The sequence below is a fragment of the Mycobacterium sp. pUA109 genome (assembly GCF_041287095.1).
Classification (GTDB): domain Bacteria; phylum Actinomycetota; class Actinomycetes; order Mycobacteriales; family Mycobacteriaceae; genus Mycobacterium.
The window spans coordinates 151733-167113 of the sequence record NZ_JBGGKS010000012.1; the positions used below are offsets into that span (position 1 = coordinate 151733).

The window sequence follows — 15381 nt, forward strand, 5'->3', positions numbered from 1 at the left end:
AATCCCCGGCCAAGCAGCGAAAGTGCGCTCCCGCAGGAGAAGTTCGAGAGGACTCCTGCGTGCACGCACTTTCGGTGTTGGGAATGTGAACCAAGCCCGTTTTCACGCCTGCGAGGCGTCCCGAGAAGGGTCCAATGGCTCGCGGGTGGCCACAACACCACGGGCCCGGGCGCAGCACGATCACGGCCCTGGTTCCACGGCGCTTAACCGAACGGTGGATGAACGGTCGCCGCGTTCGGATGAACAGTAGTTGTCCGGTAGTGAATTGTCGGCGTTGGGCGCGGTGTGTCCCGGACCGGCGGTTTAATCTCGCAGGCGAGCAATCGTTCAACGGCGAGTGATCCAGGCTCAACGTTCTTAACACTGCGGGTGAGTGAGAGAAGAAGGGTGCGTTGCGTCTGTGGCCATACACCACGCGTCGCGAGCCCACCTGGCACTCAGCAGCCGCAGTGGCGACCTACAACTATTGACCATGATGCGCGGCGGCCTTGACCGCACGGGAGCCGAGCCGGCCGCCCGGGCGTCGGCCGCCGCCTGAGGAGGGGTGGAGTTGGATTTCGGGGCGTTACCGCCGGAGATCAACTCGGGTCGTATGTACACGGGGCCGGGGCCTGGGCCCATGCTTGCCGCTGCGGAGGCCTGGGATGGGTTGGCGGCCGAATTGCATGCCGCGGCGGCCGGCTACGGTTCGGTGATCGCGGAACTGACCAGCGGGCCCTGGTCGGGGCCCGCCGCGACGTCCATGACCGCCGCCGCCGCGCCCTATGTTGCCTGGATGCATGCCACCGCGCTGCAGGCCGAGGAGACCGCGATGCAGGCCAGGGCCGCGGTGGCGGCCTACGAAGCCGCCTTCGCGATGACGGTGCCCCCGCCGGTGATTGCGGCGAACCGGGTCCAGTTGATGACGCTGGTCGCAACGAACTTTTTCGGGCAAAACACGCCGGCGATCGCGGCCACCGAGATCCACTACGCCGAAATGTGGGCCCAGGACGCGGCGGCGATGTACGGGTACGCCGGGTCGTCGGCGAGCGCATCGACGGTGACGCCGTTCACGCGACCGGCGGACACCACCAACCAGGCGGGGGTGGCGGCGCAGGGCGCCACGGTCGCCAAAGCCGCCGGCACCCAGGCGGGAACCTCCGCGCAGACCGCCGCATCTACGAGTTCGCACCTTGGCTCGACTTCAGCGGTTTCCCCTGCGCTGCAATCGGTGTCGTCGTCGGCTGCGTCACCCACGACTTCCACGTCGACGTCGTCCCTGTCGTCGTTCCTGCCGGCGCCCATCGGCACCGGTCCCGCGCTGACCACCGGTAATTACACGACGCTGCTCAAACAAACGCTGCAGGGCTACTTCTTTACCGGCATTCCGCAGTTCCTGGCCTCGATCGCCCAACAGCTGGTGCCGGGCACGGCCGGCGGTGCCGGGGCGGCGGGCAGTGCGCCGCTGCCGGGGGCCGGCCTGCCCGCGGTGGGGGGCTTTGGCGGCGGTGCCGGTGGCGCCCCGGTGTCGGCGAGCCTCGCGAAGGCGGGCTCGATCGGCCGGCTGTCGGTGCCGCCGAGCTGGGCCGCCGGCGGGGCGGAGCTCAACCCGACGGGCGCGGGGACGGCGTTCAGCAGGGTCGGCGCCGCGGCCTCCGGTGATTCGCAGGGTCTGCTGCGCGGAATACCGTTGACCGGCGCCGGTCGGCGCGGCGGTGGGGGAGCGACGTACCGGTACGGGTTCCGCTACAGCGTCATGTCGCGTCCGCCGTCGGCGGGCTAGCGCGCAGGCAGGCACCCCGCGGCAGCGCATGGCGCCGCGGGGTGCCTGCTATTTGGGGGGCTGTGGCCCGGCGCCGAAACCGTCCGAGAAGCCAACGGCGGGTGAACAGCTCGTTCCGGTGGATGAACAGTGGTGATCGGGGAATGAATAGTTGGCGTGGACAGCGCGCGGGCCCGCTCGGGCCAGCTAGCCTCAATTCTCAGTGATGGACGACTATTCGAAGTCCGTTGAGGCTGAAGTTGATTAGGAGGAGATCAGGTGTCGTTCGTGACCACGCAGCCGGAAGCACTCTCGGCGGCTGCCAGCAGCTTGCAGGGGATCGGATCCACGGTTTCGGCCCAGAACGCGGCTGCGGCGGCCCCGACCACCGGGGTGGTGCCTGCAGCGGCCGATGAGGTTTCGGCGCTGACGGCGGCGCAGTTCGCCGCGCATGCGCAGCTGTACCAGCAGGTCAGCGCTCAGGCCGCGGCGATTCACGAGATGTTCGTCAACACGCTGGGTACCAGCGCCGGTTCGTATGCGGCCACCGAGGCCGCCAACGCGGCCGCGGCCGGTTAGGGGAGATGGTGCTCGACTTCGGGGCGCTACCGCCGGAGATCAACTCCGCACGGATGTACGCCGGCTCCGGATCGGCGCCGATGGTGGCTGCCGCGTCGGCGTGGAACACGCTTGCCGCTGAGCTGAATTCGGCGGCCGTCGGCTACGAGAAGGTGATCACTCAGCTGACCGGCGAGGCGTGGTCGGGTTCGGCGTCGACGTCGATGGCCGACGCCGCGGCGCCCTACGTGGCGTGGATGAGCAACGCGGCAGCCCAGGCCGAGCACACCGCCAACCAGGCCAGGGCGGCGGCGGCCGCCTACGAGTCCGCGTTCGCGGCGACCGTGCCGCCGCCGGCGGTCGCGACGAACCGGGCGCAGGTCGCGCAGCTGGCCGCGACGAACATTGTCGGTCAAAACACGCCGGCGATCGCGCAACTCGAGGCGCAATACGCGCAGATGTGGGCTCAAGACGCCGCCGCAATGTACGGCTACGCCGGTCAGTCCGCGGTTGCTTCCAAGGTGACACCGTTCACCTCGCCGGCGCAGACCACCAATGCCGCCGGACAGGCCCTGCAATCCGCCGCCGTCACCCACGCCGCTTCCACGGCGGCGGGAACGAGCGCGCAGAATGTGTCGCAGGCGATTTCCCAGACACCCAATGCGCTGCAGAGCCTGGCAACCCCGGCGGCATCGACAACCGCATCGACAACCACAAGCTCCTCCACGTCGGCGCTCGGCAGCATCTGGGAACTTTTGACCGGATCGTCCACCCCGCCGACCTCGCTGGGGGGGCTGCTCAACGCCTACAGCCCATTCGCGGGCTTCTTCTACAACACCGAAGGTTTGCCGTACTTCAGTATCGGTATGGGCAACAACTTCGTTCAGATCGCCAAGACGCTGGGATTGATCGGCGGGTCGGCGCCGGCCGCCGCCCAGGGTGCGGCGGGCGCCGCCGGTGCCGCGGGCGCGGCGGGTGGCTTGGGCGGATTGGGCGGGCTGGGTGGCGCGATGGGCGGCGCTCCGGTGTCGGCCGGCCTGGGCGCTGCGAACGGGGTCGGTCGTTTGGCGGTGCCGCCCAGCTGGCTCGGCTCGACCCCGCTATCGTCGTCGGGGTTCCCAGCCCCACCGGTGCCGGTCAGCAGTGTCACTCCGGCTCCGGAGGTGGGCGCCGGTGCCGGAAACCTGTTGGGCGGCATGCCGTTGGCGGGTGCTGGAGCCCATGCGGCCGGGTCCGGTCCCAAGTACGGGTTCCGCCCCACCGTGATGGCCCGCCCGCCGTTCGCCGGATAACGGCAGCGCCGGGCGCCGCGATTGGCAAGGCGCTGTTGGCGGTTCGTGGCGGCCAGCGTGCGGTGGTCGCTATTCCTCTTCGAGGATCAGCGCCATCTCCGGGCAGGCGGCCACGCCGTCGCGGGTGACCTGTGCGTCCTCGGGCCGTACCTGGTGTTCTTGCAGGACGGAGTAGCCGGATTCGTCGATCGGGAACAGGTCTGGGTCGACGGCGTAGCACTGTGCATGCCCCACGCATTTCGATCGTTCGAGACGAACTCGCATGGCTTGTTCCCTTCCTCGAAGGTGTTACGCGGGTCGACTTGGTGCACTGCGCATCTCGATTTTAAAAGACGCCGCTCGCATCGCCTCACGGTTTTGCCCAGCAGCCGATGTTTACCATGTTGACGGTCGCACCATCGGTGAGGCGACCGGGAAACAGACGAACGGACGGCCGCCTGTGAGCAGCTTCGACGAATATCAGCCGGGTGCGTTTCACCTGCCGCGGCTTGAGTACGCGGACTTGCCGATGGCCGTCGACCGTGGTGTCGGGTGGAAGACCCTGCGGGACGCCGGGCCGGTGGTGTTCATGAACGGCGCCTATTACCTGACCCGCCGCGAAGACGTGCTCGCGGCGCTGCGCAATCCGACGGTCTTTTCGTCGCGTTTGGCACTGCAACCCCCCGATAGCCCGCTGCCCGTAGTACCGCTCGCGTTCGACCCCCCGGAACACACCCGGTACCGCAAGATCCTCACGCCCTATTTCAGCCCGCACGCACTGAGTAAGTCCCTGCCGGTGTTGCACCGACACGCCGCCGACATGATCGATGCCATCGCCCGCCGGGGTGAATGCGAGGCGATGGCCGATCTCGCGAATCTGTACCCGTTTCAGGTGTTCCTCGATCTCTACGGTCTTCCGCTGGAGGACCGTGACCGCGTCATCGCCTGGAAAGACGCCGTCGTCGACGACAAGCCCTACCGCACCGAGGCCGACCTTGCCCCGGCCCGCGAGTTGTTCACCTACCTCGCCGACGCGATCAACCAACGTCGGCAGAACCCGGGCACGGACATGCTGTCGCGGGTGATGACGGGCGACGGGGACTTCAGCGACCTCGAATTGCTGGGCATGAGCCACCTGTTGATCCTGGCGGGCCTGGACACGGTGACCGCGGCGATCGGGTTCTCCCTGTTCGAACTGGCGCGCCGACCACGTTTGCGCGCCGCGCTGCGCGACCACCCCAAACAGATCCGGGCCTTCATCGAAGAAATCGTCCGGCTGGAGCCCTCGGCGCCGGTGGCGCCCAGGGTGACCACCCAGAGCGTGACCGTCGGCGGTATGACGCTGCCCGCCGGTACTCCGGTGCGGTTGTGCATGGCCGCGGTCAACCGCGACGGCAGCGACCCGACCTCCACCGACGACCTGGTGATGGACGGCAAACTGCACCGGCACTGGGGATTCGGCGGTGGGCCGCACCGCTGCCTGGGTTCGCACTTGGCGCGGCTGGAACTGACCGTGGTTGTCGGTGAATGGTTGCAGCGCATCCCGGAGTTCGAGTTGGTGTCGGGCTACACGCCGGAGATTGCCTTCCCGGCGATGACGTTCGCGCTGAAGACGCTGCCGCTGCAGTGGGCTTGAGCGCTGCCGCGCCCGACCCAATATGGTTGCTGTGACGCGGGTCACCCGGGGCCCCGCCGCGTTGGATGCAGCAAGATTTTTATTCCGAAACCGCGCCAACGCGACGCCGAACCGCCCGCCACGGCCCGCTGTGGGCGGCAACGGACGGTGGTGCCTCGTCGGCGCCGGTGGCACCGGGTGGGCACCGGTGAGCCTGTTGACCTGCACGGATCGTCTCATCGCGGCCCCACCCTCGTTACCGTCGCATTTCTCAAAGTGAACATTTGGCACTGCCTGGTGAACAGTTGGGAACATCGGCGGTCGCGGGAGGCGCGACGCGTCGCTGGCCTCTAATCTCATCGGCAGAGCGATTGCTGAGAGTGACGAGGAGGAGATCTCGATGTCGTTCGTGACCACCCAGCCGGAGGCGTTGGCGGCCGCCGCTGCCAACCTGACCGGTCTCGGTTCGGCGCTGAGCGCGCAGAACGCCGCGGCCGCCGCCCCCACCACCGGTGTGGTTCCCGCCGCCGCCGACGAGGTTTCGGCGCTGACCGCCGCCCAGTTCGCGGCGCACGGCACGCTGTACCAGCAGATCAGTGCCCAGGCCGCGGCGATTCACGAGATGTTTGTGAACACGCTGAACACCAGCGGCGGATCGTACGCGGCCACCGAGGCCGCCAACGCGGCCGCGGCCGGTTAAGCGAGCGGAAGCTAACGAACAACTATGGACTACGGGGCCTTGCCGCCGGAGATTAACTCGGCGCGCATGTACACGGGTGCCGGTGCCGGCCCGCTGCTGGCCGCGGCATCCGCCTGGGACACCCTGGCCGCCGAACTGCATTCGACGGCGGCCTCCTACGGTTCGGTGATCTCCGGGTTGACCAGCTCGGGCTGGACGGGGCCGTCCTCGGCCTCGATGGCCGCGGCCGCCGCCCCCTATGTGACCTGGATGACCACCACCGCCACCCAGGCCGAACTGGCTGCGAACCAGGCCCGGGCGGCGGTCGGCGCCTACGAGGCGGCGTTTTCGGCGACGGTGCCCCCGCCGCTGATCGCGGCCAACCGCACCCAGCTGGCCACGCTGGTCGCGACCAATATCTTGGGGCAGAACACCCCGGCGATCGCCGCGACCGAGGCCCACTACATGGAGATGTGGGCCCAGGATGCGTCCGCCATGTACGGCTATCACGGGGCGTCCCAGGCGGCGAGCACGTTGACCCCGTTCGCCCAGCCGCCGCAGACCACCAACGCGGCCGGGACCGCGGCCCAGGGTGCGGCGGTCAGCCAGGCCGCTGGCAACTCGGCGGCCACCAACGCGCAGAACGTCGTGTCCTCGGTCTCCTCGACGACGTCCTCGGCGTCGCCGGTGACGCAGGCATTGACGACGTCCTCGACGTCGCCGGTCACGCAGGCATTGCAGAACCTGACGTCACTGACATCCTCGTCGTCGTCGGGGTCGTCCTCGTCGACTTCGCCGCTCAGCGCGCTGAGCAGCCTGCAAACGGCGGTGTCGCCGGCGACCATGGTCGCCCAGAACGGGAGCTACATGTTCTCGCTGGTGAACTCGTTGAGTTCGCTGTCGCGGATGGGTACGACGGCCGGCGCGGCCGCCGCCTTGACCAACCCCGTCCAGGCGTTGGGGTCGGTGTTGACCGGCGGCTCCAGCGGTTTTGCCGGCCTGGGCGGCGCCAGCTCCGCGGTGACCGCCGGGTTCGGTCACGCCGGCTCGCTCGGCGCGTTGTCGGTGCCGCAGTCCTGGGCGGCGGTCGCCCCCTCGACCAGCTCGATCGGCTCCGCGCTGGGCAACGGCCTGGGCGCCACCCCGACCGCGGGGCTCAACGCCCGCAACATGATGAACGGCATGCCGATGCTGGCCAACGCCGCCCGCGCGGTCGGCAGCGGCCAGACTCCGGCGATTCCCCGGTTCGATCTCCGTCCGAGTGTCATCCCACACTCACCGGCGGCCGGGTAATGGAAGGGGGGCCAACAGTGTGTTTCGGCCAGGCAGCATGCTGCGTCAAGGCGTAGCCTGCTGTCATACATCGGCCACGGCAACAAGTATTCGCAGTCGATGACTTCTACTAGGTAAGGAGGCGATTTTATGCCTACGCGTTTTATGACGGATCCGCATCAGATGCGGGCGATGGCGGGCCGGTTTGATGTGCACGCCCAGACGGTTGAGGATGAGGCCCGCAAGATGTGGGCGTCGTCGACGAACATCACCGGTGCTGGTTGGGGTGGGACCGCGGCCAACACCTCCTACGACACCATGGGGCAGATGCAGACCGCGTTTCGCAACATTGTGAACATGCTGCACGGGGTGCGTGATGGTCTGATTCGGGATGCCAATAACTACGAGCAGCAAGAAGCCGCGTCGCAGACGGCGTTGAGCAGCTAAGGAGCCCACAGATGAGCATCAATTACCAGTTCGGCGACGTGGATGCGCACGGTGCGCTGATCAAGGCTCAGGCCGCGTCGTTGGAGGCCGAGCACCAGGCGATCATCGCCGACGTGCTGGCCGCCGGTGACTTTTGGGGTGGGTCGGGTTCGGTGGCTTGCCAGGAGTTCATCACCCAGTTGGGTCGTAACTTCCAGGTGATCTACGAGCAGGCCGCCACCCACGGCAGCAAGGTCCAGACGGCCGGCGGCAACATGGCCTCCACCGACGGCGCGGTCAGCGCCAGCTGGGCCTGATATCCGGATGCCACTGGCGCCGGGTGTGCACGGGTCGCGATACGCACCATCCGCACACCCGGCGCGGTGACAACTGACTAAACGCGACGGCACACCGGTCACGGTGTGCCGTCGCGTGTTGCAATAGGCAAGTAACCAGACCGGCGAGGCTAATGGAGGGTAGTGATGGATCCGAGCACCAGAACCGACATCACCGTCAACGTCGAGGGCTTCTGGATGCTGCAGGCGCTGCTCGACATCCGCCATGTGGCGCCCGAGCTGCGGTGCCGGCCGTACGTCTCGACCGATTCCAACGACTGGCTGAATGAGCATCCCGGCATGGCGGTGATGCGCGAGCAGGGGATCGTCGTCGGCGACGAGGTCAACGAGCAGGTCGCGGGGCGCATGAAGGTGCTGGCCGCACCCGACCTGGAGGTCGTCGCGCTGCTGTCACGCGGCAAACTGCGCTACGGCATTATCGACGACGAGGACGCGCCGCCGGGGACCCGCGATATTCCCGACAACGAATTCCGCGTGCTATTGGCCCGCCGCGGCGAGCACTGGGTGTCGGCGGTGCGGGTGGGCACCGACATCACCGTCGACGACGTGTCGATCACCGACGCCTCGTCGATCGCGGCGCTGGTGCTCGACGCGCTGGAGTCCATCCACCACACCGACCCGGCGCAGATCACCGCGGTCAACGTTCCGCTGGAGGAGATGCTCGAGGTCACCCAGAGCTGGCAGGAGTCGGGGTTCAATGTCTTCTCCGGCGGTGACCTGCGGCGGATGGGCCTGTCGGCGGCCACCATCGCCGCCCTGGGGCAGGCGCTGTCGGATCCGGAGGCCGAGGCGGCGGTCTATGCGCGGCAATACCGCGACGACGCCCGGGCGCCCAGCGCCTCGGTGCTGTCGCTCAAGGACGGGTCCGGTGGCCGGATCGCGCTGTATCAGCAGGCCCGCACCGCGGGCTCCGGTGAGTCGTGGTTGGCGATCTGTCCGGCCACCCCGCAGTTGGTGCAAGTCGGGGTCAAGACCGTTTTGGACACACTTCCGTACGGGTCCTGGAAAACGCATCGCAGAGTTTAACGCAGGGGAACGAAAAAGTAGTTGCGGCAAAGGGTTACGCAGCATGCTTCGTCGTCGTGCGGATAGAGCACAATGGCCCTAGAATTGGGCGACACTATAAATCCACCAAAATGAGGCAGCAGGCATGGATTCAGTATTTGTCGGGCGCAACCGCCCACCGGATATGGCCTCGGCCGATCTGGAAATAGCTCGATCGAGGGCGGTGCGACGGTGACGACGATGGTCGAGGTTGCGCAACCCGACACCGAGCCCTCGGTCACCGGGCCGCGCGCCGCGGTGATCGGCATCATGGCCGGCGCCGGTGTGCAGATCGGCGTGCTGCTCGACGCCGACGCCCCGGTGTCAGTGATGATCGATCCGCTGCTGAAGGTCATCAACAGCCGGCTGCGGGAGCTGGGGGAGAAGCCCCTGGAGGCCAAGGGCCGCGGCCGGTGGGTGCTGTGCCTGGTCGACGGGACCGCACTGCGGTCCACCCAGTCGCTGACCGAACAAGAGGTGTACGACGGCGACCGGCTGTGGCTGCGGTTCCTCGAGGACACCGAGCGTCGCTCGCAAGTCATCGAGCACATCTCCACCGCGGTGGCGGTGAACCTGTCCGAGCGGTTCACCGCGATCAATCCGGTGGCCGCCGTCCAGGTGGGCGTCGCGATGCTGGCGATCGGGGTGCTGCTGGCGGTGGGCCTGCTGGGCGGCTGGCGGTACCGGCACGACAGCTGGCTGGCGGCCGGCTGGGGCGGGATCATCGCGGTGCTGGTGTTCGCCGCGGCGGTGCTGATTCTGCTGCGGGCACGCACCGTGCCCGAACGCCGGGTGGGCGACATCCTGCTGCTCACCGCGCTGCCGGCGCTGGCGGTCGCGGCCGCCGCGGCGGTTCCCGGGCCGGTGGGGGCGCCGCACGCCGCGTTCGGGTTCGGCGTGGCCGGGGTGACCGCGCTGCTGCTGATGCGGTTCACCGGCCGCCGGCTGGGCATCTACACCGCGATCATCACGATCAGCGTCGCGGTGATGCTGGTGGGCGTGTTGCGGATGGTGGCGTTGGCCGGGGCGGTCCCGCTGATGGGCTGCCTGCTGCTGGCCTGCGTGCTGGGCTATCAAACCGCCCCGTCGCTGTCCCGCTGGCTGACCGGCATCCGGTTGCCGGTGTTCCCGTCGGCGACCAGCCGCTGGGTGTTCGAAGCCCGCCCCGACCTGCCCACCACCGTGGTGAAGGCCGAAGGCGCAGCGCCGGTGCTGGAGGGCCCCGAATCGGTGCGCGAAGTGGTGCTGCGCGCCGAGCGGGCCCGGTCGTTCCTGACCGGGCTGCTGGCCGGGCTGGGTGTGCTGATCGCCGCGTCGGCCGCCGGGCTGTGCGACCCGAGCTCCGACCGACGCTGGCTGCCGCTGTTTTTGGCCGGCTTCACCACCGGGTTCTTGATCCTGCGGGGCCGCTCATTCCTGGACCGGTGGCAGGCGATCACGGTGACGGTCACCGGCGTGGCCATCCCGGCCATCGTCGCGGTGCGCTACGTGGTGGTGCTGTGGACACCGGCGGCGCTGTCCATCGGGGTGGCGGTGCTGATCGTGCTCCCGGCGGCCGGGTTGATCGCCGCCGCGGTGGTGCCCAACACCATCTACAGCCCGCTGTTCCGCAAACTCGTGGAATGGGTGGAGTACCTGTGCCTGATGCCGTTGTTCCCGCTGGCGCTGTGGTTGATGAATACCTATGAAGCCATCCGGTACCGGTAACGGCTGGCCGCGGTGCAGCCGTGCGGCCGCGGCGACCGCGACCACACTGCTGGTGGCTGCCGGCGCGCTGGCCGGGGCGCTGCCGGCCGGGGCTATCGACCGCCCGGCGATCGATCCCGCCGCGCTCCCGCCGGACAGCCCACCCGGGCCCGAACAGCCGATGCGGCAGACCTCCTACTGCACGGAGGTTGGGGTGTTGCCGGGCACCGACTTTCGGGTTCAGCCGAAGTTCCTGGACATGCTGAACCTGCCGGAGGCGTGGCAGTTCGGCCGGGGCGGCGGGGTCAAGGTCGCCGTCATCGACACCGGGGTGACCCCGCATCCGCGGCTGCCCAACCTCACCGGTGGTGGGGATTACGTGATGGGCGGCGGTGACGGGTTAACCGACTGCGACGCCCACGGCACCCTGGTGGCCTCGTTGATCGCCGCCGCGCCGGCCAACGGCACGCCGCTGCCTCCGCCGCGGCAAACCCGCAAGCCCCCGCCGGTGCCGACCACCGAACCGCCGCCGCCACCACCGCCCCCGCCGCCGCCGCAGACCACGATCATCACCCGGCCACCCGAGACGGTGACCGTCGCGCCGCCGCCGCCGCGTGAGGGCGAGGAACCCGCCCCGGGCCAGGGTCCAGGGCAGGCTCCCGGCCCGGGGGCGCACGGTGCGAGCGGCACGATCACCATGCCGAGCCGCGCCGGTGGCGGACATGTGGTGACCGCCGGCTACCCGAGCGCGCCGCCGCCGGGCCCGCCCGGCGACGCGTTTTCTGGTGTGGCCCCCGACGTGGAGGTGATCTCGATCCGTCAGTCAAGCCAGGCGTTCGGCCCCAAGGATCCCTTCGTCGACGAGGGGGATCCGCAATCGCGGCAAAAGGCCGACAGCATTCGGACTATGGCGCGCGCAATCGTGCACGCCGCCAACATGGGCGCTCAGGTGATCAATATTTCCGACGTGATGTGCATGAGTGCACGCAGCATCATCGACCAGCCCGACCTGGGGGCGGCGGTGCGTTACGCCGCGGTCGAACGGGACGCGGTCATCGTGGCCGCGGCCGGCGACACCAGCAAGCGCGACTGCAAACAGAACCCGGTCTATGATCCGTTGCGGCCCAACGATCCCCGCGACTGGGGTGGGGTGTCGACGGTGGTGACGCCGTCCTGGTTCGACGAATTCGTGCTGACCGTCGGCGCCGTGGACTCCAACGGGGCACCGTTGGATAAGTCCAGTGTGGCCGGGCCGTGGGTGTCGCTCGCCGCACCGGGCACCGACATCGAGGGGCTGTCCCCCCGCGACGACGGGCTGATGAACGCCGTTGATGGCCCGGACAATTCGTTGTTGGTCCCCAGCGGCACCAGCTTCTCGGCGGCGCTGGTGTCCGGGGTGGCGGCGCTGGTCCGGGCGAAGTTCCCGGAGCTGTCGTCCTACCAGATCCGGAATCGCTTGATTCACACCGCCCGGCCCCCGGCCCGCGGGGTGGACAACCAGGTGGGTTACGGCATCGTCGATCCGGTGGCGGCGCTGACCTGGGATGTGCCCAACGGTCCGGCGAAACCCCCGGAACGGCTGTCGGCCCCGCTGAAATTGCCGCCACCGCCCCCGGAGCGCAACATGACACCGGTGTGGGTGGCCGGCGCGGGGCTTGCGGTCCTGCTGATTGGGGCCGGGGTCGCGTTGGCCGCGGCCAAGATGCTGCGACGTTCGGCGGGACAGAAATGAAAGCGCAACGCACGGTGGGGCTCAACCTCTCATGGCCGCGGCTGACCATCGTTTTCCTGATCGATGTCGCGGTGCTGGTGCTGGCCCGGCATTGGCCCGGCTCGGCGCGGACCGCCACCTACGCCTGGTGGGTGGGTGTCGGGATCGCGGCGCTGGTGTTGATCGTCGCCGTGGTCACCTATCGGCGCACGCCGCTGGCTTCGGCGGCGGCGGCGCGGGTGCTGGACCGGTTCGTTGACCCGGAGGCCACCCTGGCCGCCGGGCGCTCAGCGGGGCTCGATCACCGGCGCCGGTTTGGCCAAGACCCGGTTGGCATCCGGGAATACCAGGGCCAACTCGTCTCGGTGATCGCCGTGACGGGCCGGCACGACCGGCGCGTCGGGCGGCACGGCCAGCCGGGGGCGGTCACCCTGCCGGTCGGGACGGTGGCCACCGCACTGCGCCAGTTCGACGTGCGGCTGGAGGGGATTGACATCGTTTCGGTCGGGGTGCCGGTCGCTGTCGACACGGGATTCGGCGAGGAGCCCAGATCCGTTGATCAGCGCCACACCTGGCTGGTATTGCGGATGGATCCGCTGCACAACGTCGCCGCGGTGGCGGCCCGGGATTCGGTGGCGTCCACCCTCGCCGCGGCCACCGAACGGCTCGCCGCCGAGATCGACGGCGCGCAGTGCGCGGCGCGGCCGGTGACCGCGGCCGAGATCGCCGACGTCGACGTCGCGGTGTTGGCCGGTCTGCAGCCCGAGCACATTCGGCCGCGTCGGCGTCGGCTCAAACACAAACAGCCCGAAGGGGACAAGGAGTTTGTCACCAGCTTCTGGGTGTCGCCGCAGGACATCACCTCGGAGACGCTAGAGGAGCTGTGGGAGTCCGACACCACCGCCACGGTGGTGACCGTTCGGCTCATCCCGCGCCGCGGCGGCGCCGAGGTGTCGGCCTGGGTGCGCTATCACAGCAGCGGGCGGCTGCGTAAAGAGGTGTGGTCGGGGCTGAACCGGCTCACCGGTCGCCAGCTGGTGGCGGTGTCGGCCAGCTTGCCGGCCCCGGCGGCGCGGACGCCGCTGGTGGTGCCGGGCCGGGACTTGCCGGACGATGAAGACTTGGCGGTCCCGCTGAGCCCGGCGCCGCCGCCGAGAGTGGAGGTGGGAGCCCGCGCATGAGCAGCCCGCAGATGACCACGGTCGACGCGCGCAACGCCATGGTGGCCGGCCTGTTGGCGTCGGGGATCTCGGTGAACGGTTTGCAGCCCAGCCGCAATCCGCAAGTGGCCAAACAGATGTTCACCACGGCCACCACGATCGACCCGGGCATGTGTGACGGGTGGCTGGCCCGCATCCTGGCCGGCGAGCAGGGCGTCGACGTGGTCGCCGGGGCGTGGGCGGCGGTACGGACCTTCGGGTGGGAAATCCGCCGGCTGGGGCTCAGCGATGCCGAATTTCGTCCCGAGCTGTCCGACGGCCTGTTCCTGCGGTTGGCGATCACCAGCGTGGACACCCTGGCCGCCGGCTATGCCGCCGCGTTGACCGAGGAAAAGCGGTACGCCGAGGCCGCGCAGCTGCTGGACGGCGTTGACCCGCGGTCACCGTTTGACACCGAGGTGGTCAACTACGTGCGCGGCGTGCTGTACTTCCGGACCGGGCGCTGGCCGGATGTGCTGACCCAGTTCCCGCCGGCTAAACAGTGGCGTTACCCCGAACTGCGGGCCGCCGCCGCGGCGATGGCGACCACCGCGCTGGCCTCCCTGGGTGTCTTCGAGGAGGCCTGTCGCCGGGCCGAGGAGGCCATCGCCGGTGACCTGGTGCCCGGCGCCGCCAACGTTGCCATGTACACCCAGGGCATGTGTCTGCGGCACCTGGGCCGCGACGACGAGGCCACCGAGCTGCTGCGCCGGGTGTATTCGCGCGACGCCAAGTTTGCCCCGGCGCGCGAAGCGTTGGACAACGCCGACTACCGGCTGGTGTTGACCGACCCGGAAACCATTGAGGCGCGCACGGATCCGTGGGATCCGGACAGTGCCCCGACCCGGGCACAGACCGAGGCCGCCCGGCACGCCGAGGAAGCCAAGAAGTACCTGGCCGAGGGGGACGCCGAACTCAATGCGATGCTGGGGATGGCGGCCGCCAAGCGGGAAATCAAGCTGATCAAGTCGACCACCAAGGTGAATCTGGCCCGCGAAAAGATGGGCCTGCCGGTGCCGGTCAGCTCCCGGCACACCCTGCTGTTGGGTCCGCCGGGTACCGGCAAGACGACGGTGGCGCGGGCGTTCACCAAACAGCTGTGCGGGTTGACCGTGCTGCGCAAGCCGTTGGTGGTGGAGACCAGCCGGTCCAAACTGTTGGGCCGCTATATGGCCGACGCGGAGAAGAACACCGAGGAGATGCTCGAGCAGGCCCTGGGCGGAGCGGTGTTCTTCGACGAGATGCACAACCTGCACGAGGCGGGGTATGCCCAAGGCGACGCCTACGGCAACGCGATCATCAACACCTTGCTGCTGTACATGGAGAACCACCGCGACGAACTGGTGGTGTTCGGCGCCGGGTACGCCAAGGCGATGGAGAAGATGCTGGAAGTGAACCAGGGTCTGCGCCGGCGGTTTTCGACGGTGATCGAGTTCTTCAGCTACACCCCACCGGAATTGGTCGCGCTGACCCAGTTGATGGGCACCGAAAACGAGGATGTCATCACCGACGAGGCGGTCGAGGTGCTGCTGCCGTCGTACACCAAGTTCTACAACGACGAGAACATCTCCGCCGAGGGTGACCTGATCCGCGGCATTGACGTGCTGGGCAACGCCGGATTCGTCCGCAACGTGGTGGAAAAAGCCCGCGATCACCGCAGTTTCCGGCTCGACGACGAGGATCTGGATGCGGTGCTGGCCAGCGAGGAGACCGAGTTCAGCGAGGACCAACTGGTCCGGTTCAAAGAGCTGACCCGCGACGACCTGGCCGAAGGCCTCAGCGCGGCGGTGGCCGAGAAAAACCCCGACTGAATCGGCGGTCCG

14 protein-coding genes are annotated in these 15381 nt (G+C 68.7%); 13 read left to right on the forward strand and 1 reads right to left on the reverse strand.

Translation table 11 applies throughout. From position 1 onward, the window contains the following. Positions 1-550: 550 nt before the first annotated feature. The 3 genes from ACAG26_RS15610 (at position 551) to ACAG26_RS15620 (ending at position 3591) form a co-directional block, all read left to right on the forward strand. Entirely contained in the window at positions 551-1762 is a 1212-nt protein-coding gene (locus ACAG26_RS15610; RefSeq protein ID WP_370483737.1) for a PPE family protein, read from the forward strand. A gap of 258 nt (positions 1763-2020) precedes the next feature. Then, positions 2021-2320 carry a PE family protein gene (locus ACAG26_RS15615; RefSeq protein ID WP_370483682.1) on the forward strand — a complete coding sequence of 100 codons (300 nt, stop codon included), beginning with the start codon at positions 2021-2023 and terminating at the stop codon, positions 2318-2320. Between the two features lie 5 nt (positions 2321-2325). Further along, positions 2326-3591 carry a PPE family protein gene (locus tag ACAG26_RS15620; protein ID WP_370483684.1) on the forward strand — a complete coding sequence of 422 codons (1266 nt, stop codon included), beginning with the start codon at positions 2326-2328 and terminating at the stop codon, positions 3589-3591. A 69-nt stretch (positions 3592-3660) separates the two neighbouring features. On the opposite strand, the gene ACAG26_RS15625 is transcribed toward ACAG26_RS15620, so the two are convergent. Beyond that, the gene (locus tag ACAG26_RS15625; RefSeq protein ID WP_370483685.1) at positions 3661-3855 is read right to left on the reverse strand and encodes a ferredoxin; all 195 of its coding nucleotides are present in this window, start codon (positions 3853-3855) and stop codon (positions 3661-3663) included. Positions 3856-4099: 244 nt separating this feature from the next. On the opposite strand from ACAG26_RS15625, the gene ACAG26_RS15630 reads away from it, so the two are divergent. From ACAG26_RS15630 to eccA, 10 genes are all read left to right on the forward strand, one after another. Then, complete coding sequence (locus tag ACAG26_RS15630; RefSeq protein WP_370483739.1) at positions 4100-5206, forward strand: cytochrome P450; 1107 nt, start codon at positions 4100-4102, stop codon at positions 5204-5206. Between the two features lie 379 nt (positions 5207-5585). Next, positions 5586-5885, forward strand: coding sequence for a PE family protein (locus ACAG26_RS15635; RefSeq protein ID WP_370483687.1), 300 nt, complete (start codon positions 5586-5588; stop codon positions 5883-5885). Between the two features lie 24 nt (positions 5886-5909). Continuing rightward, on the forward strand, positions 5910-7157 hold the full coding sequence (locus ACAG26_RS15640; protein WP_370483689.1) for a PPE family protein: 1248 nt from the start codon (positions 5910-5912) through the stop codon (positions 7155-7157). A gap of 129 nt (positions 7158-7286) precedes the next feature. Next, positions 7287-7583, forward strand: a complete 297-nt coding sequence (locus ACAG26_RS15645) for a WXG100 family type VII secretion target (protein ID WP_071023654.1) — start codon at positions 7287-7289, stop codon at positions 7581-7583. Positions 7584-7594: 11 nt separating this feature from the next. After that, positions 7595-7879: a WXG100 family type VII secretion target gene (locus ACAG26_RS15650; RefSeq protein ID WP_370483690.1), complete on the forward strand. Its 285-nt coding sequence runs from the start codon at positions 7595-7597 to the stop codon at positions 7877-7879. Positions 7880-8044: 165 nt separating this feature from the next. Next, positions 8045-8944: an ESX secretion-associated protein EspG gene (locus ACAG26_RS15655; RefSeq protein WP_370483691.1), complete on the forward strand. Its 900-nt coding sequence runs from the start codon at positions 8045-8047 to the stop codon at positions 8942-8944. A gap of 210 nt (positions 8945-9154) precedes the next feature. Beyond that, positions 9155-10669: a type VII secretion integral membrane protein EccD gene (eccD, locus tag ACAG26_RS15660; protein WP_370483693.1), complete on the forward strand. Its 1515-nt coding sequence runs from the start codon at positions 9155-9157 to the stop codon at positions 10667-10669. Next, positions 10647-12380 (forward strand): type VII secretion-associated serine protease mycosin, encoded by a 1734-nt coding sequence (mycP, locus tag ACAG26_RS15665; protein WP_370483695.1) that lies wholly within the window; start codon positions 10647-10649, stop codon positions 12378-12380. Before eccD ends, mycP begins: the two co-directional genes overlap by 23 nt. Beyond that, the gene (gene eccE / locus ACAG26_RS15670; RefSeq protein WP_370483697.1) at positions 12377-13540 is read left to right on the forward strand and encodes a type VII secretion protein EccE; all 1164 of its coding nucleotides are present in this window, start codon (positions 12377-12379) and stop codon (positions 13538-13540) included. The genes mycP and eccE overlap by 4 nt, the downstream gene beginning before the upstream one ends. Next, positions 13537-15369: a type VII secretion AAA-ATPase EccA gene (gene eccA / locus ACAG26_RS15675; RefSeq protein WP_370483698.1), complete on the forward strand. Its 1833-nt coding sequence runs from the start codon at positions 13537-13539 to the stop codon at positions 15367-15369. The genes eccE and eccA overlap by 4 nt, the downstream gene beginning before the upstream one ends. Positions 15370-15381 lie beyond the last annotated feature (12 nt).

Bases quoted from the DNA above. Each gene is read 5' to 3' on its own strand.
- ACAG26_RS15620 (WP_370483684.1), top strand. From the start codon at position 2,326: ATGGTGCTCGACTTCGGGGCGCTACCGCCGGAGATCAACTCCGCACGG.
- ACAG26_RS15655 (WP_370483691.1), top strand. From the start codon at position 8,045: ATGGATCCGAGCACCAGAACCGACATCACCGTCAACGTCGAGGGCTTC.
- ACAG26_RS15630 (WP_370483739.1), top strand. From the start codon at position 4,100: ATGGCCGTCGACCGTGGTGTCGGGTGGAAGACCCTGCGGGACGCCGGG.
- mycP (WP_370483695.1), top strand. From the start codon at position 10,647: ATGAAGCCATCCGGTACCGGTAACGGCTGGCCGCGGTGCAGCCGTGCG.
- ACAG26_RS15625 (WP_370483685.1), bottom strand. From the start codon at position 3,855: ATGCGAGTTCGTCTCGAACGATCGAAATGCGTGGGGCATGCACAGTGC.
- ACAG26_RS15635 (WP_370483687.1), top strand. From the start codon at position 5,586: ATGTCGTTCGTGACCACCCAGCCGGAGGCGTTGGCGGCCGCCGCTGCC.
- ACAG26_RS15640 (WP_370483689.1), top strand. From the start codon at position 5,910: ATGGACTACGGGGCCTTGCCGCCGGAGATTAACTCGGCGCGCATGTAC.
- ACAG26_RS15645 (WP_071023654.1), top strand. From the start codon at position 7,287: ATGCCTACGCGTTTTATGACGGATCCGCATCAGATGCGGGCGATGGCG.
- eccE (WP_370483697.1), top strand. From the start codon at position 12,377: ATGAAAGCGCAACGCACGGTGGGGCTCAACCTCTCATGGCCGCGGCTG.
- eccA (WP_370483698.1), top strand. From the start codon at position 13,537: ATGAGCAGCCCGCAGATGACCACGGTCGACGCGCGCAACGCCATGGTG.
- ACAG26_RS15650 (WP_370483690.1), top strand. From the start codon at position 7,595: ATGAGCATCAATTACCAGTTCGGCGACGTGGATGCGCACGGTGCGCTG.